This is a genomic window from Larkinella terrae, assembly GCF_009668025.1.
GTDB lineage: Bacteria > Bacteroidota > Bacteroidia > Cytophagales > Spirosomataceae > Larkinella > Larkinella terrae.
Map to the genome: position 1 here is coordinate 309,170 of NZ_WJXZ01000001.1, position 16,854 is coordinate 326,023.

General features: G+C 52.1%; 9 protein-coding genes. All 9 read left to right on the plus strand.

Annotated elements, in window-relative coordinates:
- Window positions 1-347: 347 nt before the first annotated feature.
- The 9 genes from GJJ30_RS01270 (at window position 348) to GJJ30_RS01310 (ending at window position 16,850) form a co-directional block, all read left to right on the plus strand.
- Complete coding sequence (locus GJJ30_RS01270) at window positions 348-2,372, plus strand: alpha/beta hydrolase domain-containing protein (RefSeq protein WP_310588153.1); 2,025 nt, start codon at window positions 348-350, stop codon at window positions 2,370-2,372.
- Between the two features lie 145 nt (window positions 2,373-2,517).
- Entirely contained in the window at window positions 2,518-5,829 is a 3,312-nt protein-coding gene (treS, locus tag GJJ30_RS01275) for a maltose alpha-D-glucosyltransferase (protein ID WP_154172337.1), read from the plus strand.
- Window positions 5,830-6,030: 201 nt separating this feature from the next.
- Window positions 6,031-8,232, plus strand: coding sequence for a bifunctional alpha,alpha-trehalose-phosphate synthase (UDP-forming)/trehalose-phosphatase (locus GJJ30_RS01280; RefSeq protein WP_154172339.1), 2,202 nt, complete (start codon window positions 6,031-6,033; stop codon window positions 8,230-8,232).
- Window positions 8,233-8,288: 56 nt separating this feature from the next.
- Window positions 8,289-8,960 (plus strand): response regulator transcription factor, encoded by a 672-nt coding sequence (locus GJJ30_RS01285; protein ID WP_154172341.1) that lies wholly within the window; start codon window positions 8,289-8,291, stop codon window positions 8,958-8,960.
- 45 nt (window positions 8,961-9,005) lie between these two features.
- Complete coding sequence (locus GJJ30_RS01290) at window positions 9,006-10,361, plus strand: sensor histidine kinase (protein WP_154172343.1); 1,356 nt, start codon at window positions 9,006-9,008, stop codon at window positions 10,359-10,361.
- A 318-nt stretch (window positions 10,362-10,679) separates the two neighbouring features.
- Window positions 10,680-10,967 (plus strand): hypothetical protein, encoded by a 288-nt coding sequence (locus GJJ30_RS01295; protein WP_154172345.1) that lies wholly within the window; start codon window positions 10,680-10,682, stop codon window positions 10,965-10,967.
- 142 nt (window positions 10,968-11,109) lie between these two features.
- Complete coding sequence (locus GJJ30_RS01300; protein ID WP_154172347.1) at window positions 11,110-12,192, plus strand: efflux RND transporter periplasmic adaptor subunit; 1,083 nt, start codon at window positions 11,110-11,112, stop codon at window positions 12,190-12,192.
- Between the two features lie 25 nt (window positions 12,193-12,217).
- A complete protein-coding gene (locus tag GJJ30_RS01305; protein WP_154172349.1) occupies window positions 12,218-15,424 on the plus strand; it encodes an efflux RND transporter permease subunit in 3,207 nt (1,068 codons plus the stop codon).
- Window positions 15,414-16,850, plus strand: coding sequence for a TolC family protein (locus GJJ30_RS01310; RefSeq protein ID WP_154172351.1), 1,437 nt, complete (start codon window positions 15,414-15,416; stop codon window positions 16,848-16,850). Before GJJ30_RS01305 ends, GJJ30_RS01310 begins: the two co-directional genes overlap by 11 nt.
- Window positions 16,851-16,854: the final 4 nt, after the last annotated feature.

Genomic DNA, 16,854 nt, shown 5'->3' on the forward strand with positions numbered 1-16,854 from the left:
TGAATCTTAGCAAAACCGCTGAAAACATACTGTACGGCCTTTACCGATGCATTTATTCTAGAAGTATTAATTGAGAATCCGGGGATTCTGATACCATTTTCGGTAATACATGGAGATTTTATGTGGCGGCAGGAACCCGTTCCTGGGCAATCGGCCGGAACTCCGATCCGACTCTCCGAATACTCATTTTAGTTGGCTATTCTTTTCGTAAAAACGATAAACCCTAAACCGCTTTTAATGAATTTATCCGCCGGAATTAATTTGGATTCAGCCCGTTGGTCATGGGTATGATCGACCGAAGGACGTCTTTTGTTGACAGTCTTGTTCGACCGTAACCTTCCCGCGCAGTGATCTTCCGTCTGAGTCAATCGCTTCTTTTCCTGTTGGTTAGCGCCCTGGCCGTGCAGGCCCGGATTGTCCGCATCGAGATTAGCAGTCGGCAGACACCTACATTTGAGGGGCGCGTGTTCGGGTCGGTGGGCGCGTATGAAAAACTGCGCGGAAAAGCGTACGGCGAGCTTGATCCGAATCTGCCGCAAAATGCCGGGATCACCGACATTCGGCTGGCCCCCCGCAATGCCCGGGGAATGGTCGAATACGCAATGGATATTTACATTCTGAAACCGGTTGACCTCAAAACCGGTAATCACAAACTCTTTCTGGAAGTCAACAACCGGGGCGGCAAACTTTTCGGCGGATTAAACAACAGCACCGGCGGCAACGACCCGACAACGGCGGCCCAGGCCGGGGAAGGGTTTCTGATGAACCGGGGCTACACGCTTGCCTGGAACGGCTGGGACCCGTCGGCCGCTGCCGTCAATAACAACCTGACCATCAGCATCCCCGTTGCCCGGCAGGCCGACAGTTCTGCAATTACCGGGCCTTCATACGAGTACATTTCCTTTGACAATGCCACCACCGGTTCCTACGCGCTGGCGTACCCGGCGGCTAATCTCGACAAATCCCGGGCGGTTTTAACGGTTCGCGATCAGTTGCAGGATGCCCCCACCCCGGTTCCGGCCGACGGCTGGGAATACGTCAATGAACGGACCATTCGGCTGACACCCGCCGGAGCGGCTTTTCGGCAGAGTGCGGTGTATGAGTTTGTTTACCTCGCCCGCGATCCCATCGTTGCGGGCATTGGCTTTGCCGCCACCCGGGATTTTGTGTCGTTTCTGCGTTACGCCAAAACCGATGATTTTGGCCACCCGAACCCACTGGCGGACGATGTTCAGTACACGTTTTCGTACACGCTTTCGCAGCCCGCGCGGTATCTGAACGATTTTCAGACGCTGGGTTTCAACGCCGACGAGCAAAACCGGCGCGTGATCGACGGCATGGAAAACTGGCTGGGCGGAGGCAGTGGCATTGGCCTGAACGTGCGGTTTGCCCAACCGTCGCGCACCGAACGCAACCGGCAGAATCACCTGTATCCGGAAGGCGTTTTTCCGTTTGCTTACCCGGTTCTGACCGATCCGCTTTCCGGGAAAACCGCCGGGCGCGGAGCGGCCTGTTCCGCTACGAATACCTGCCCGAAGGTTTTTGAGATCAATTCGGCCAACGAATACTGGGTGAAAGCCGCTTCGCTGCTGCATACCGACGGGCAGGGAAACGACCTGCCCGATCCCGAAAACGTGCGGTTTTTTCTGGTATCGGGTGCCCAGCACGGCACCGGGAACGCCACTTCTCAGGGCATCTGCCAGCAATTGCAGAATCCGACCAATGCCGAACCCCTGCTGCGGGCGCTTTTCGTTGCGCTGGACGAATGGGTGACGAAAGGCACCAAACCACCCGAGAGCGCGGTTCCGCGTCGGTCGGATGGCACGGCGGCCGTGGCGGTTTCCCAACCGGGCCGACAAACCGGGCTGGTTCCGCGGGCGGAGCTGGGTTGGCCCACGATTCCGGGCGTGATGTATACCGGTCTGATTACCACGCGCTATCAGCTCGATTTCGGTCCGGCTTTCGCGAAGGGCATTGTGGCGAATTACCCGCCCAGTGTAACCGATCGACCGGTTTATGTAAACTTCGTATCGAAAGTCGATCAGGACGGAAATGAGGTGGCCGGAATTCGGCTGCCGCCGGTTGCAGTGCCGGTGGCAACAACCACCGGCTGGGCGCTGCGTCAGGGCGGTTTTGCCGAAAACGAAGGTTGTGAGGGGTCCGGGCAATACATTCCGTTTAAAACCACCAAAGCCGAACGGCTGGCGGCCCACGACCCGCGTCTGTCGTTGCAGGAACGTTATCCGACGCACGCCAGTTACGTCGAAGCAGTCCGGAAAGCCGCCCAGAACCTGGCCAAAAAGCGTCTTTTGCTGGACGAAGACGTTCAGAAATACACCAAAGCCGCCGAAGCCAGTCTTGTTTTGAAGTAAAAATGGCCCCGCAAAACCGGCTAATTCGTCGTCTTTAACTGAATTTAGCAAAACAACTCGCTCCCGTACAGGTTAAAAATATACGCATCCTCGGTCTGGCTGCGGAATTCATTGTAGTTGAACCTGGAACTTTGAAGCGAGAAATATGGTGACGAAAAAAAAAGTTTTAGACGATAAACTTCATTGGTACAAAGACGCCGTCATTTACGAGTTACATATTAAAGCCTTCCGCGACAGCAGCAGCGATGGCATCGGCGACTTTCAGGGATTGCTGGAAAAGCTGGATTATTTGCAGGATTTGGGCGTTACGGCCATTTGGGTTCTGCCTTTTTATCCCTCACCCCTGCGCGACGACGGTTACGATATTGCCGATTATTACAGCATCAATCCGTCGTACGGTAACATCGAGCAGTTTCAGGAATTTTTGCAGGAAGCCCACAACCGGAACCTGAAAGTCATCACGGAGCTCGTTATCAATCATACCTCCGATCAGCATCCGTGGTTTCAGCGGGCCCGAAAAGCCCCGAAAGGATCGCCTGAACGAGATTATTACGTCTGGACCGACGACCCCAACCAATACAAGGATGTCCGGATCATTTTCCAGGATTACGAAGCTTCCAACTGGACCTGGGACCCCGTGGCGCAGCAATATTACTGGCACCGGTTTTTTCACCACCAGCCCGATCTGAACTACGACAATCCGCTGGTGCAGGAAGAAGTTTTCAAAATTCTCGATTACTGGTGCGCGATGGGCGTCGACGGTTTTCGGCTCGATGCCATTCCCTATCTTTTTGAGCGGGAAGGCACCAACGGCGAGAATCTGCCGGAAACTCACGCTTTTCTAAAGAAACTGCGGGCGCACGTCGATAAAACTTACCCCGAAACCGTGTTGCTGGCCGAAGCGAATATGTGGCCGGAAGACTCGGCTTCGTACTTCGGCGACGGCGACGAATGCCACATGAACTACCATTTTCCGGTCATGCCGCGCATGTTCATGGCCGTTCAGATGGAAGATCGATATCCGATTACCGACATTTTCGACCAGACGCCCGAGATTCCGGAAACCTGCCAGTGGGCGATTTTTCTCCGGAATCACGACGAGCTGACGCTCGAAATGGTGACCGACGACGAGCGGGATTACATGTATAAAATGTACGCCAAAAACCCGAAAGCGCGCATTAACCTGGGAATCCGGCACCGGCTGGCTCCACTCATGGACAACGACCGGCGCAAGATCGAGCTGCTGAACAGCCTGTTGTTTTCGCTGGCCGGGACACCGGTTTTGTACTACGGCGACGAAATTGGAATGGGTGATAACGTCTATTTGGGCGACCGCGACGGCGTTCGGACCCCGATGCAGTGGTCGCCCGACCGAAATGCCGGTTTTTCGGTTACCAATCCGCAGAAACTGTATCTGCCGGTCATTCTCGATCCGGCCTACCACTACGAAGCCGTCAATGTGGAAACGCAGTGGCAAAATACCTCTTCGCTGTTGTGGTTTACGAAACGGATGATCAACATGCGGAAACGCTACAAGGCGTTCGGTCGGGGAAATCTGACGTTTCTGAACGTTGAAAATCCGAAAGTACTGGCGTATACGCGCAGCTACGAAGACGAAACGCTGCTGATTGTGGTCAATCTGTCCAAGCATTCGCAACCGGCGGAAGTGGATCTGAGCAATTACAAGGGATATCGGCCCGTGGAGGTGTTCAGCAAAAACCGCTTTCCGCTCATTCAGGAAAACGACACCTATCCATTTACACTGGCACCCTATGATTATCAGTGGTTTGTGCTTCAAAAAGTGCATTCCGATGTCGATCTGGAAAGTACGCTTCCGTCGCTGACGCTGACCAAATGGGACGACCTGACCTCGCTTAAAGGACGGACGGCACTCGAAAACGACGTTCTTCCCGGCTATCTGTCGAAAGCCACCTGGTTTATCGGCAAGGGGCGCGAGATCGATAGTTTCACCATTGCCGATCAGTCGATTATTGAGCTGGATGACAAAACCGGTACGCTGCTGCTGGTGGAAGTTTCGTACGAACAGGGACTACCCGAACTGTATCAGGTTCCGGTAACGTTCGTGCAGGGCGACCGGGCCAGCCAGATCACGACGAGTTGTCCGCAGTCGGTTTTGGCCAGATTAAAGCTCGGCGAGGAAGAAGGTTTGCTCTGTGACGCGTTTTTTACCGGCCGCTTGCAGCAAATGCTGTTTAGCAAACTGACGGCCAGTCAGGCGGTTTCGGCCAAAAAAGGCAAGCTGGTGTTTACGGGCAATGAAGCCCTGAAGAAATACGAACCGGCGGCCGGGGAGATCAAGTCCAAAATGCACACCTCCGACCGGGAATATACGGCCATTACCTACGACAACCGGTTTTTCCTGAAAATGTACCGGAAGGTGGACTGGAACATCAATCCGGATGTGGAAATAACCCGGTTTCTGAGCGAAGAAGCCGGTTTTGAATACGTTCCGCCGTTCATCGGGACCATCGAGTGGCAGTCGGAAAAAGGTACGATTGCGCTGGGAATGATGGAAGATATGGTGGAAAACCACGGCGACGGCCACGGTTTTATGCTGGAACGGATTCAGAACTACATCGAGCGGATTCTGGCCCGGAGCAAGGAAACGCTGGCGTCCATCAGTCGGCAGGGAAGCTGGATCGAACCGCTCGGCTTGGAAGACCTGACCGCCGAAAGCCGGGAATTGCTGGGGAGTTCGGCTTCGGAACAGGCGCGGTTACTGGGCATCCGAACCGCCCAAATGCACCTGGCGCTGGTGTCGAAAACAAACAAAGATTTTACGCCCGAAGAATTTTCCCTGCACTACCAGCGGTCGCTGTTTTCGGGCATGCAATCGCTCGTTCGGGAAAGTTACCAGAGTCAGCATAAAAATCTGAAGAACCTCCCGGAAAGCAGCCAGCAGGAAATCGAAGACATTCTCGACAAAAAGCAGGCGGTTCTGGACGCCATGAAGCGGATTTACGATCACAAGATTGACGCCTTAAAAATCCGCATTCACGGGAATTATCACCTGGGGCAGGTGCTGCTGACGGGGAAAGACCTTGCTATTCAGGACTTTGGCGGCAATCCGCTGCGGAGTTTCAGTACCCGGCGGATCAAACGGTCGCCGTTGCGGGATGTAGCCGCCATGATCCGGTCGTTCTATTACGTGGCCTACGAAGGCGTCCGGTCGACGAGTCAGGTCCCGAAAAAAGAGGTCGAAAACCTGCTGCCGTACGCCGAATGGTGGGCTTTTCAGCTCAGCCAGATTTTCATCAAAGCGTATTTCGATACGGTTCAGGAAGGCGGTTTTTACCCGGAAAACAAGAACGATCTGCAAGTTATGCTGGAAGCTTATTTGCTGGAACGCGCCATTTTTGACCTGAATTATGAATTGCAAAACCGTCCGGATCATGTACTGGCACCGGTACGGATAATCAAAACCATTATTGAATAAGTACGAATTTTAAGGCATACAGTTATACAGGAAAAAACGTTCTTATATAACTGTATGCCACTATTTTACTCCACGCTCTTCTCCTATTTTCAGTCGTAGAAACCCGGATTAGAATTCCTCAAATTACCCGGCTTCCCGAACCATTCTGCGCCGAATAACCTTATTTAAGTACTCAACCTGATTCGTATAAAACCGTACGTTATGAAGAACAATCGACTCATTATCGTATCCTATCGGTTACCTTTTGCTTTCGAAACCGTTAACGGCAGCACGACCTTAAAAGCTTCATCCGGCGGGTTGGTAACGGCAATGAAATCGCTGGATTTTAGCAATGCGGCAGAAAAACCGGTTTGGGTGGGGTGCGCCGACTTTTCCCGCCGTACCTGGGAAAAATACAAGCATCTGGTCAACAGTGATTTTGAATACATCCCGGTTTTTTTAGATCGCAAAATTCAGCAGGATTTCTACAACGGTTTTTCCAATTCCGTCATCTGGCCGCTTTTTCACTATTTCACGACCTATGTGGATTACCAGGAAAAGGATTTTGTGGCCTACCAGAAAGCCAATGAAGCCGTGAGCGAAACCCTCGCGCAGTTGATGAAACCGCAGGACATTGTCTGGGTTCATGATTATCATTTCATGGGTTTGCCCAAACTAATCCGCGAAAGGCAGTCTGATGCAACCATTGGTTTTTTCCTGCACATTCCGTTTCCTTCCTACGAACTGATCCGGATTTTGCCCCAGAAATGCAAAGAATACCTACTCACTGGTCTGCTTGGGGCCGATTTGATCGGTTTTCATACGAACGATTACAACATCCATTTTCTCCAATCCATCCAAATCAACCTGGGTGTTCAGCACAAAATCTGGAAAGTCAATTACCAGAACCGGTTTATTCAGTCGGATGCGTTTCCGGTCGGGATCAATTATTCGCTCTACCACGATTCCTACGATAACGCCGATGTAGTGGAAGAGCGGGCGGCTTTGAAAAACGCCTACAAAGGCAATAAAATTATATTTTCGGTCGACAGATTGGATTATACCAAGGGCGTTATGCAGCGGCTCGACGCGCTGGAAGCATTTTTCCGGAAATACCCCGAATGGACCGAAAAACTGACTTTTATCCTGGTGGTGGTGCCTTCGCGAGATGAAATTCTGAAATACGGTGAGCGGAAAGTCATGATCGAGCAGGCCGTCGGCCGGATTAACGGAAAGTACGGAACCCTGATCTGGCGACCGATCGTTTACCGCTACGGTTCGGTGCCTTTTCCGCAACTGGTGGCCCTTTATACGGCCTGCGATGTAGCCCTCATTACGCCCATTCGCGACGGGATGAATCTGGTGGCCAAGGAGTTTGTAGCCTCCCGCAAAGACCACCAGGGCGTGCTGATTCTCAGCGAAATGACCGGTGCCGCCAACGAACTCAGTACGGCTTTGCACATTAATCCGTTCGACGAAAACGACGTGGCCGACAAGATGCGGATTGCGCTCGAAATGGAACCGGAAGAACAGGCCCGGCGAATTGCCATCATGCAACGGCGGCTGAAAGAATACGATGTAAAAAAATGGGCGAACAGTTTCGTCGAATCTCTCCTGAACATGCACAGCGCACAGCAAGTCGAACCGACCCCTTTGTTGAAACTCGAAACCAATTTCTCGCTGCAGGAACGCTACGCCCAGGCCCGGTCGCGGTTGCTGCTGCTCGACTACGACGGCACGCTGGTGAACTACAAAACGAAACCGGAACAGGCTGCCCCTCCGCTCGAAGTCATCAACGTGTTGGGGCGGCTGGCGAGTCGGCGGGAGAATTACGTGGTGATTATCAGCGGCCGCGACCAGCAAACGCTTGACGAATGGCTCGGTTTCCTGCCCATCGACATGGTGGCCGAACACGGCTCGTACATCAAACAGCAGGGCCTGTGGCGACGCGATATCCTGGACGACGGTTCCTGGAAACAGATCGTCAGCCCGGTTTTGATCGATTTTGTGACCCGCTGTCCGGGTTCATTTGTCGAAGAAAAAAGTCATTCGCTGGCCTGGCATTACCGCAGTGCCGAATCGGAAACCGGTTTTGTTCGTTCCCGCGAGCTGATCAATACGCTGGAAAATCTGCTGCCGTACCAACTGCGGGTGATCGACGGCAATTGCGTAGTCGAAATCAAAAGCACGGAAACCGATAAAGGCAAGGTTGCCAAGCAGTTATCCCTGGCTCGGCCTTACGATTTTGTGCTGGCCATCGGCGACGATCGCACCGACGAAGACATGTTTTCGGCCCTGACGCTGGAAAACCAGTATACCGTCAAAGTTGGCCCCGGCACCACCAGTGCCGCCTACCGGGTCGAGGGCGTTCGCGAAGTGCTGGGTTTATTAAAAGACTTCACATCGGAAACCGTACCGCAGTAGATTGGCTCCCTTGCGTATCTTTGCACCATTGGACCCGCACGAATCAATATCTTTTCATGAAAATCCTTTTGGTTGAAGACGAAGAGCGGCTGGCCTCCTTTATTCGCAAAGGGATGCTGGCCGAAGGCTTTGATGTCGACGTTGCTTACGACGGCCAGATTGGTCTGCTGTTGTTTCAAAAGGAAGTTTACGATATTATCGTCCTGGATGTCAACCTGCCGCACATGAACGGCATTGAGCTTTGTCGGCTGATTCGGTCGGAAAACGAAACCGTACCCGTTCTGATGCTGACGGCTCTGGACAGCCTGGCCGACAAATCGGATGGTTTCAACGCCGGAGCCGACGATTACCTGGCCAAACCCTTTGAGTTTCAGGAGTTGCTGCTGCGGGTCCGGGCCTTGACGCGACGCAACAGTTCCCGACAAAAGCAGATTTTAAGGCTGGCCGATTTGGAGTTAAATCTGGATACTCAAACCGTCACCCGGGCGGGCAAGCCCATCGACCTGACCACCCGCGAGTACGCGCTGATGGAATACCTGATGCTCAACAAGGGCAAAACCATCTCCCGGATCGAGATCAGCGAGCGGGTCTGGAATCTGAACTTCGACAGTAACACCAACGTTATCGACGTATATATCAGCTATTTGCGCAAAAAAATTGACAAAGGTTTTTCGCCCCGGCTGTTGCATACCATCGTTGGCATGGGATACGTTCTCCGGGAGGGGTAATTCCCTCTTTTGCCCCGAAAACCGGCTTTTTTTTTAACCATTTTCATGCTCATTCGAAACCGCCTGACGATCATTTTCACCTTGCTGGCAACGGCCATTCAGGTTACGCTGTCGCTGCTGGTGTGGTATTTCTATTCGCTGTACCGGCAGGAGGAGTTTTACAGCCGACTGGAAGGAAAAGCCCGCGTTACCGGCCGGGTGCTGATTTCCCGGCGGCATTTGCACGATGATTTTTTCAAGAACATGGTCCGCACCGACCTGCTGTCCATCGTGGAAGAACGGATCAGCATTTACGACAGTCGGCGCCATCTGGTGTTTACCAACCGGCCGGTAACAGAATCCGATTTTTACAAAGAAAAAATACCGCAGCTGGCCACCAATTCGCTGCTTGAATTCAAAAGCGGCCACCTCGAATCCATCCTGATTCCTTACGAAAACCGCGGGCAGCGGTTTTACATCTTTGCCTCGGGTTACGACCGCATCGGTTTTGCCAAGCTCGCAACCCTGCAGCAAATCCTGATTCTGGCGAATTTGCTGGGTTTTACGCTCATTGTACTGGCCGGCTGGTATTTTTCCGGGCGCGTGCTGAAGCCCATTTCCCAGATTGTGGATGAGGTGGAACAAATTACCGCCGTGGATTTACACAAGCGGGTGCACGAAGGAAACCGGCGCGACGAAATTGCCCAGCTCGCCATGACCTTTAATCAAATGCTGTTTCGGCTGGAAGATGCGTTTGTTTCACAACGGAGCTTTGTTTCCCACGCTTCCCACGAACTGCGCACCCCACTCACCAATACCTTGGGTACGCTCGAAACCTCCCTGCGCTACGACCAGAATCCGGCCGAATGGCGCGAAAGCATGGAAGTCGCCGTTGAAGAACTAAAAAAAGTTATTTCCCTGACCAATAGCCTGTTGGGACTGGCCAAAGTTACCGGCGGCACCGTGGCGCTGGCGCCGGTTCAGGTGGACGATTGCCTGCTGACCGCCATCGAACAGGTCCAAACCAAGTATCCGGGCCGGAGTCTGCCCCTTCAGTTTACGACGGGTGAGGAAGATTCGCTCGCCGTGAAAGGCAATGCAACGCTGCTGACCACCGCGTTTCTGAATGTGCTCGACAATGCCTGCAAATATTCCGGCGAAGCGGTTTCGGTGGAATTGCAGGCCAAAGAAGATCAGATTACCGTAACCGTGACCGACCAGGGGCGCGGTATTACCGAAGCCGATACCGCTCACATTCTGGATCCGCTGTACCGGGGAAAGAATGTGGCGGGCGTGCCCGGTTACGGTATTGGGCTGGCCATTACGCAGAAAATTATCGATTTTCATCAGGGCTTCATTCAGATCGCATCCAAAGTCGATCAGGGAACTTCCGTGACCATCCGCCTGCCGAGTCTGGCTTAATCTTTCTAATTTTTTGCGTTTACAGATCACCGGAAGGTGAGAAAAGCTTATTATGCAACAAATGTGAGTAGACGGTATCTTGTCACATTAACATATTAAATAGAACTTTTTCATTATTGCAATTTTCCCAGAAAGCGGTTTTTTCTAAAATATTCTTCAAATCTTCCAGATTTAATCAATTTTACGGAGATAATCCCGAAATACTGCTTGAGGAGCCGCAAAGCGGTTTTAAACTTTTCTAATATCTTCTAATTTCCTTTTCATACCATTTTAATGTCTTAGCGATTGCTTTGTCTCAAAGCAACACAGACATTAGCTATGCATCGCCGGAATTTCCCCTCCATTTTGCTCTACGGCTTTGGGCTGGCACTGGCACTTTCGCTGGTGTTCAATGGCTTTCTCCTGTATCAACAAAACCATCGAAGAAGCCTTTCCGAATACGAGTTGGATCACTCTGTCAATCTCCTGGATCACGACGAATTTCAGCAACAGTTGTCCGACTGTATGCGCGCTAACCAACAGAAAGACAGCTTAATCCACCAATTGGAACACCCGCCCAACCCGACCGGTTCGGCGGTATTGGGTCAGCATCCTGGTTCAAATTAATGAGTCCCTAAACCGTAAACCACCGACCGGAAGTCGCCGTTTGAAGCCCTTCACGCCAACACAATAAACCAAACCGAATGGGCTTTCGCCCGAATCTTACTTACTAATTGTCAGTTCAGTTCCGCTAAAAAATAGAATCAAAATGAAAAGATTTCTCATGTTCCTCAGTTTGTGCGGCTTGTTGTACACGACAGGTTGTACGCACAAAGAGGAAGAAAAGGAAGAAGAAACCAAATTTTTGGTTACCAATCCGCTAAAAAATGACACGACGATCACAAATCAGTACGTGTGTCAGGTTCGGTCGATTCAGCACATCGAATTAAGAGCCCTGGAAAAAGGCTATTTACAGAAGATTTTTGTGGATGAAGGCCAGGTTGTGCAACAGGGACAAATCATGTTTCAAATTCTGCCGATCCAGTATCAGGCCGAACTCCAGAAGGCGCAGGCTGAAGCCAATTTTGCGGAAGTTGAATACAAGAATACCAAATCACTGGCCGATAGCAACATTGTGTCGAAGGCTGAACTGGCCCTGGCGAAAGCCAAACTGGACAAGGCCAATGCCGAAGTAACCGTCGCGAAAGTCCACCTCGGTTTTACCGAAATCCGGGCGCCCTTTACCGGCATCATGGACCACTTTTATGTGCGGGAAGGAAGCTTGTTGAACGAAGGTGATTTGCTGACCACCATCTCCGACAACAGTAAAATGTGGGTGTATTTCAACGTTCCGGAAGCCGAATACCTGAATTATAAAACCCACGCGCAGGAGGAAAACCTGGACCACGTCAACCTGCTGATGGCTAACCAGCAGGTGTTTGATTATCCCGGCGTGGTGAAAACCATCGAAGCCGACTTTAACAACGAAACCGGTAACATTGCTTTCCGGGCGACGTTCCCGAATCCGAAAGGGCTGCTCCGGCACGGCGAAACCGGCAATATCCAGATGACATTGCCGCTTAAAAACGCCCTGATCATTCCGCAGAAAGCCACCTTCGAAGTGCTGGAAAAGAAATACGTGTACGTGCTGGATAAAGACGACAAGATTCGGTCACGGGAAGTAGCCATCGCAGCGGAATTGCCGCACATTTTCGTCATTAAAAGTGGTCTGAAACCGGATGACAAAATCCTCCTGGAAGGCTTGCGTCAGGTGAAGGAGAACGAAAAAATCCACTACAAGTTCCTGAAGCCGGATTCGGTCATCAACAATTTAAGTCTCTATGCCGAATAATCAGCGATTCTAAACAGCAGAAGACATGTTTAACAAATTCATACGCCGGCCCGTATTCGCTATCGTGATTTCAATCATGATCGTCTTTATTGGGATCCTGGCGATCAGACAGTTACCTATTTCCCAATTTCCGGATATTGCGCCGACCACCGTCAATATCTTTATTGCCTATCCCGGTTCCAGTGCCGACGTTCTGGTGAAATCCACGCTGATTACGCTGGAACAGGCCATTAACGGGGTGCAGGACATGCGGTACATCGCGACGGATGCCACCAGTGCGGGGGAAGCCACCCTCCGGATCATTTTTGAGCCCGGCACCGACCCGAACGACGCCGTTATCCGGGTGAAAACCCGGGTGGACCAGGTGATGCCGCTGCTGCCCGAACTGGTTCAGCGGGAAGGGGTTATTATTACGCCCATCCAGCCTTCGATGTTGATGTACGTCAACCTCTACTCCAAGGAGAAGAGCATGGACGAAAAATTCCTGTTTAACTACGCTACCGTTAAAATGATCCCCGAAATCCAGCGGACCCGGGGGGTTGCACGGGCGCAGATCCTGGGTAGCCGCCGGTACGCCATGCGGATTTGGCTCAACCCCGACCGCATGCGGGCGTACAGCATCTCCACCGAAGATGTAATGAAAGCGGTTGGCGAACAAAGTATCATTGGTCGGCCGGGTCGGATCGGGCAAAGCTCCGGTATTGCCGCCCAGTCCCTGGAGTATGTACTTACCTACAAAGGACGATACAGTGACCCGAAGGAGTACGAAGATATCATCATCCGGGCCAACGCGCAGGGGGAAAGTATTCACCTGAAAGATATTGCCACGGTTGAATTGGGAAGTGAGTTTTTTGACATTTATTCCAACCTGGACGGCCACCCGTCGGCCGCTATTGTATTGCGGCAAAACTACGGCAGTAACGCCAGTGAGGTTATTGAAGAAGTAAAAAAGAAGCTCGAAGTGATGAAGGAGTCCTTTCCTCCGGGCATGGATTATCAGATCAGTTATGACGTTTCCAAATTTCTGGATGCGTCGATCGAGCAGGTAATTGACACCTTACGGGATGCATTTATTCTCGTCGCGCTGGTGGTTTTCGTGTTCCTGGGCGACTGGCGGTCCACGCTGATCCCGATTCTGGCGGTTCCGGTTTCGCTGATCGGGGCGTTTTTCGTGATACAGGCGTTTGGGCTTTCCATCAACCTGATTACGCTCTTTGCCCTTGTGTTGGCCATTGGTATTGTAGTCGATGACGCCATTGTGGTGGTGGAAGCCGTGCACGCCAAAATGGAGGAAGAACCGCATCTAACGCCCTTTGGCGCGGTCAAAAAGGTATTAGGCGAAATCAGCGGAGCCATTATCGCCATCACGGCCGTCATGGTTTCGGTATTCCTCCCGATTTCCTTCATGTCGGGTCCGGTGGGTACGTTCTACCGGCAGTTCTCGATTACGATGGCCAGTTCCATTGTGATTTCGGCGCTGATCGCCTTGACACTGACCCCGGTTTTGTGCGCCATGCTGTTGAAAAACCACCACGGGCACGTCAAAAAGAAAAACCTGTTGGACCGCGCGATTGGCAGTTTCAACCGGGGCTTTGATAAAATGACCGGCGGATACGTCGGTCTCCTGAAACGGATCGTCAACCGGCGCGTTGTTACGTTCCTGGTCCTGGCCGCTTTTTGCGTGGGAATTGTCTATGAGAATCAGATTCTGCCTGCCGGTTTTATTCCGAACGAAGACCAGAGTACGATTTACGCCATTATCCAGACTCCTCCCGGTTCGACGCTGGAAAAAACCAATGAGGTTTCCCGGCGTCTTCAGAAAATCTGCGAGGAAGTGCCGGGCATCGAGTCGGTTTCTTCCCTGGCGGGTTACGAGATCATGACGGAAGGTCGGGGTTCCAACGCCGGTACTTGTCTGATCAACCTGAAACCGTGGTCGGAGCGCGATCACAACGTGAAGGAGATCATGGAAGAACTGGAGGTAAAATCCAAAGGACTCGGCGCGACGGTCGAATTCTTCGAACCACCAGCCATTCCAGGCTTCGGTACGTCGGGCGGTTTTTCGATGCGTCTGCTGGACAAAACCACCGATACCGATTACCGCGAATTCGATAAAATCAACAAGGATTTTATGGAAGCTTTGGGCAAACGGAAAGAGCTGACCGGTTTGTTTACCTTTTTTGCCGCCAACTATCCGCAGTATGAACTGGAAATCGATAACAAACTGGCCATGCAGAAAGGCGTGTCGATCGGAAAAGCGATGGACAACCTCAACATCATGATCGGTAGTACGTACGAACAGGGTTTCATCAAGTTCAACCAGTTCTTCAAAGTATACGTACAATCTGATCCGAGCTTCCGACGGCTGCCGACGGATCTGTTGAAGCTGTTCGTAAAGAACGAAGCCGGTGAAATGGTGCCCTACTCGTCGTTCATGCGGCTGAAAAAAGGCCAGGGTCCCAACGAAATTACCCGGTTTAACCTCTACAACTCGGCGGCTATTCAGGGACTTCCGGCCAAAGGCTATACCACGGCGGATGCGATTCAGGCAATCCGGGAAGTGGCCGCCAAAACGCTGCCGAAAGGCTACGACATCGCCTTTGAAGGTCTTTCCTATGATGAATCGATTCGGGGTAATGAGTCGCTGTATGTGTTCCTGGTGGTGGTAGCCTTCGTCTACCTGGTGCTGGCCGCTCAGTACGAAAGCTTTATCATTCCGCTGGCGGTTTTATTCTCGCTGCCGGTCGGGATCTTCGGTTCGTTCCTATTGCTGAAACTGATGGGGCTGGAAAACAACATCTACGCCCAGATTGGTCTGATCATGCTCGTCGGTCTGTTGGGGAAAAACGCCGTACTGATCGTCGAATTTGCGGTGCAGAAGCGCCAGCAGGGCGACACGATTCTGAACGCAGCCATCGAAGGAGCCAAAGTTCGTTTCCGTCCGATCCTGATGACGTCCTTTGCTTTTGTGGCCGGTTTGATTCCGTTAATCATTGCCAAGGGCGCCGGAGCAATTGGTAACCGAACCATTGGTGCATCGGCCATGGGCGGCATGCTTTTCGGAACCGTTTTTGGGGTCATCATCATCCCTGGCCTATACTATATATTTGGCAAATTGGCCGATGGAAGGAAGCTGATTAAGGGTGAAGAAGATGACTCGTTGACCGACAATCTGGTCCATTCAGTAGACAGTTTTCCCCAACTTGAAGAAAGTGAAGTCAATGAGAAATAATAGAATCTTGAATGGGCTGGGGGTTGTGTTTGCCATTACCCTGCTCAACGCGGCCTGTACCGTCCCGCGCGTGGTTTCGAAAACGGAGAATAAAAACGTACCTGCGAGCTACAATGACTCGCAGGACACGACGAATTCCGCCAGTACGAAGTGGCGGGATTATTTTACCGACCCCAATCTGGCGGCCCTGATCGACACTGCGCTGTATAACAACCAGGAATTAAACATTACGCTTCAGGAAATTGCGATTTCCAACAATGAAATTCTGGCCCGCAAAGGGGAGTATTTACCGTTCGTAACGGTGGGCGGTGGCTCCGGCGTCGAAAAGGTTTCCCGCTACACCAGCCAGGGTGCCGCCGACGCCGTAACGGACATCAAACCGGGCAAGGCGACGCCGGATGTATTGCCGAATACCTACGTGGGTGCCTTTGCGAGTTGGGAAGTCGATATCTGGCACAAACTGCGGAATGCCCGGAAAGCGGCCGTTTCAAATTACCTCGCTTCTATCGAAGGGCGGAATTTCCAGGTCACGAATCTGGTATCCGAAATCGCCAATTCGTATTACGAACTGCTGGCGCTGGACAGTCAACTGGAAATCATCCGGCGCAACATCGACATCCTGAACAACGCGCTTTCGATCATCAAACAGGAAAAAGAAGCCGCGAAGGTAACCGAGCTGGCCGTTCGTCGATTTGAAGCGGAAGTTTACAAAACGCAGAATCTGCGGTACGACATTCAGCAAAAAATTGTGGAAGCCGAAAACCGGATCAACTTTCTGGTGGGGCGGTATCCGCAACGCGTTCAGCGCAACTCCCAGAATTTTGTCGAGCAGCCCCCGGCCAGAGTCAGTATCGGAACGCCGGTGCAATTGCTGGAAAACCGCCCGGATATCCGCCAGGCCGAACGCCAGCTGGAAGCGGCCAAGATCAGTGTCAATGTGGCCCGGGCCAACTTCTATCCTTCGCTGCACCTTTCGGCTTCGCTGGGTTTCATGGCCTTCAACCCGATTTACCTGTTCAATGCGCCCGAATCCCTGATCGCGTCGCTGATCGGCGATCTGGTGGGGCCGGTTGTCAACAAGAATGCCATTACGGCGACGTATAAAAGTGCGAGTGCGAAGCAAATTCAGGCCGTTTACAACTACGAGCGCACGGTTTTGAACGCGTATATCGAGGTGGTCAATCAGTTGTCGAACATAAATAACCTGGAGCAGAGTTACAGCACGAAAAATAACCAGGTGCAGGCGCTGACGCAGTCTACCAGCATTTCGCTCAAGCTTTTCACCTCCGCCCGGGCCGACTACATGGAAGTATTGCTGACCCAGCGTGACGTGCTCGAATCCCGCATGGAGCTGATCGAAACCCGCATGCGGCAAATGAATGCGCAGGTCAACATGTACCGCGCATTGGGTGGTGGCTGGCGGTAATACC

What these genes read in the sequence shown, in the direction of transcription:
- GJJ30_RS01300 (WP_154172347.1), top strand. Translation starts at nt 11,110, where the DNA reads ATGAAAAGATTTCTCATGTTCCTCAGTTTGTGCGGCTTGTTGTACACG.
- GJJ30_RS01310 (WP_154172351.1), top strand. Translation starts at nt 15,414, where the DNA reads ATGAGAAATAATAGAATCTTGAATGGGCTGGGGGTTGTGTTTGCCATT.
- GJJ30_RS01280 (WP_154172339.1), top strand. Translation starts at nt 6,031, where the DNA reads ATGAAGAACAATCGACTCATTATCGTATCCTATCGGTTACCTTTTGCT.
- treS (WP_154172337.1), top strand. Translation starts at nt 2,518, where the DNA reads ATGGTGACGAAAAAAAAAGTTTTAGACGATAAACTTCATTGGTACAAA.
- GJJ30_RS01285 (WP_154172341.1), top strand. Translation starts at nt 8,289, where the DNA reads ATGAAAATCCTTTTGGTTGAAGACGAAGAGCGGCTGGCCTCCTTTATT.
- GJJ30_RS01290 (WP_154172343.1), top strand. Translation starts at nt 9,006, where the DNA reads ATGCTCATTCGAAACCGCCTGACGATCATTTTCACCTTGCTGGCAACG.
- GJJ30_RS01305 (WP_154172349.1), top strand. Translation starts at nt 12,218, where the DNA reads ATGTTTAACAAATTCATACGCCGGCCCGTATTCGCTATCGTGATTTCA.
- GJJ30_RS01295 (WP_154172345.1), top strand. Translation starts at nt 10,680, where the DNA reads ATGCATCGCCGGAATTTCCCCTCCATTTTGCTCTACGGCTTTGGGCTG.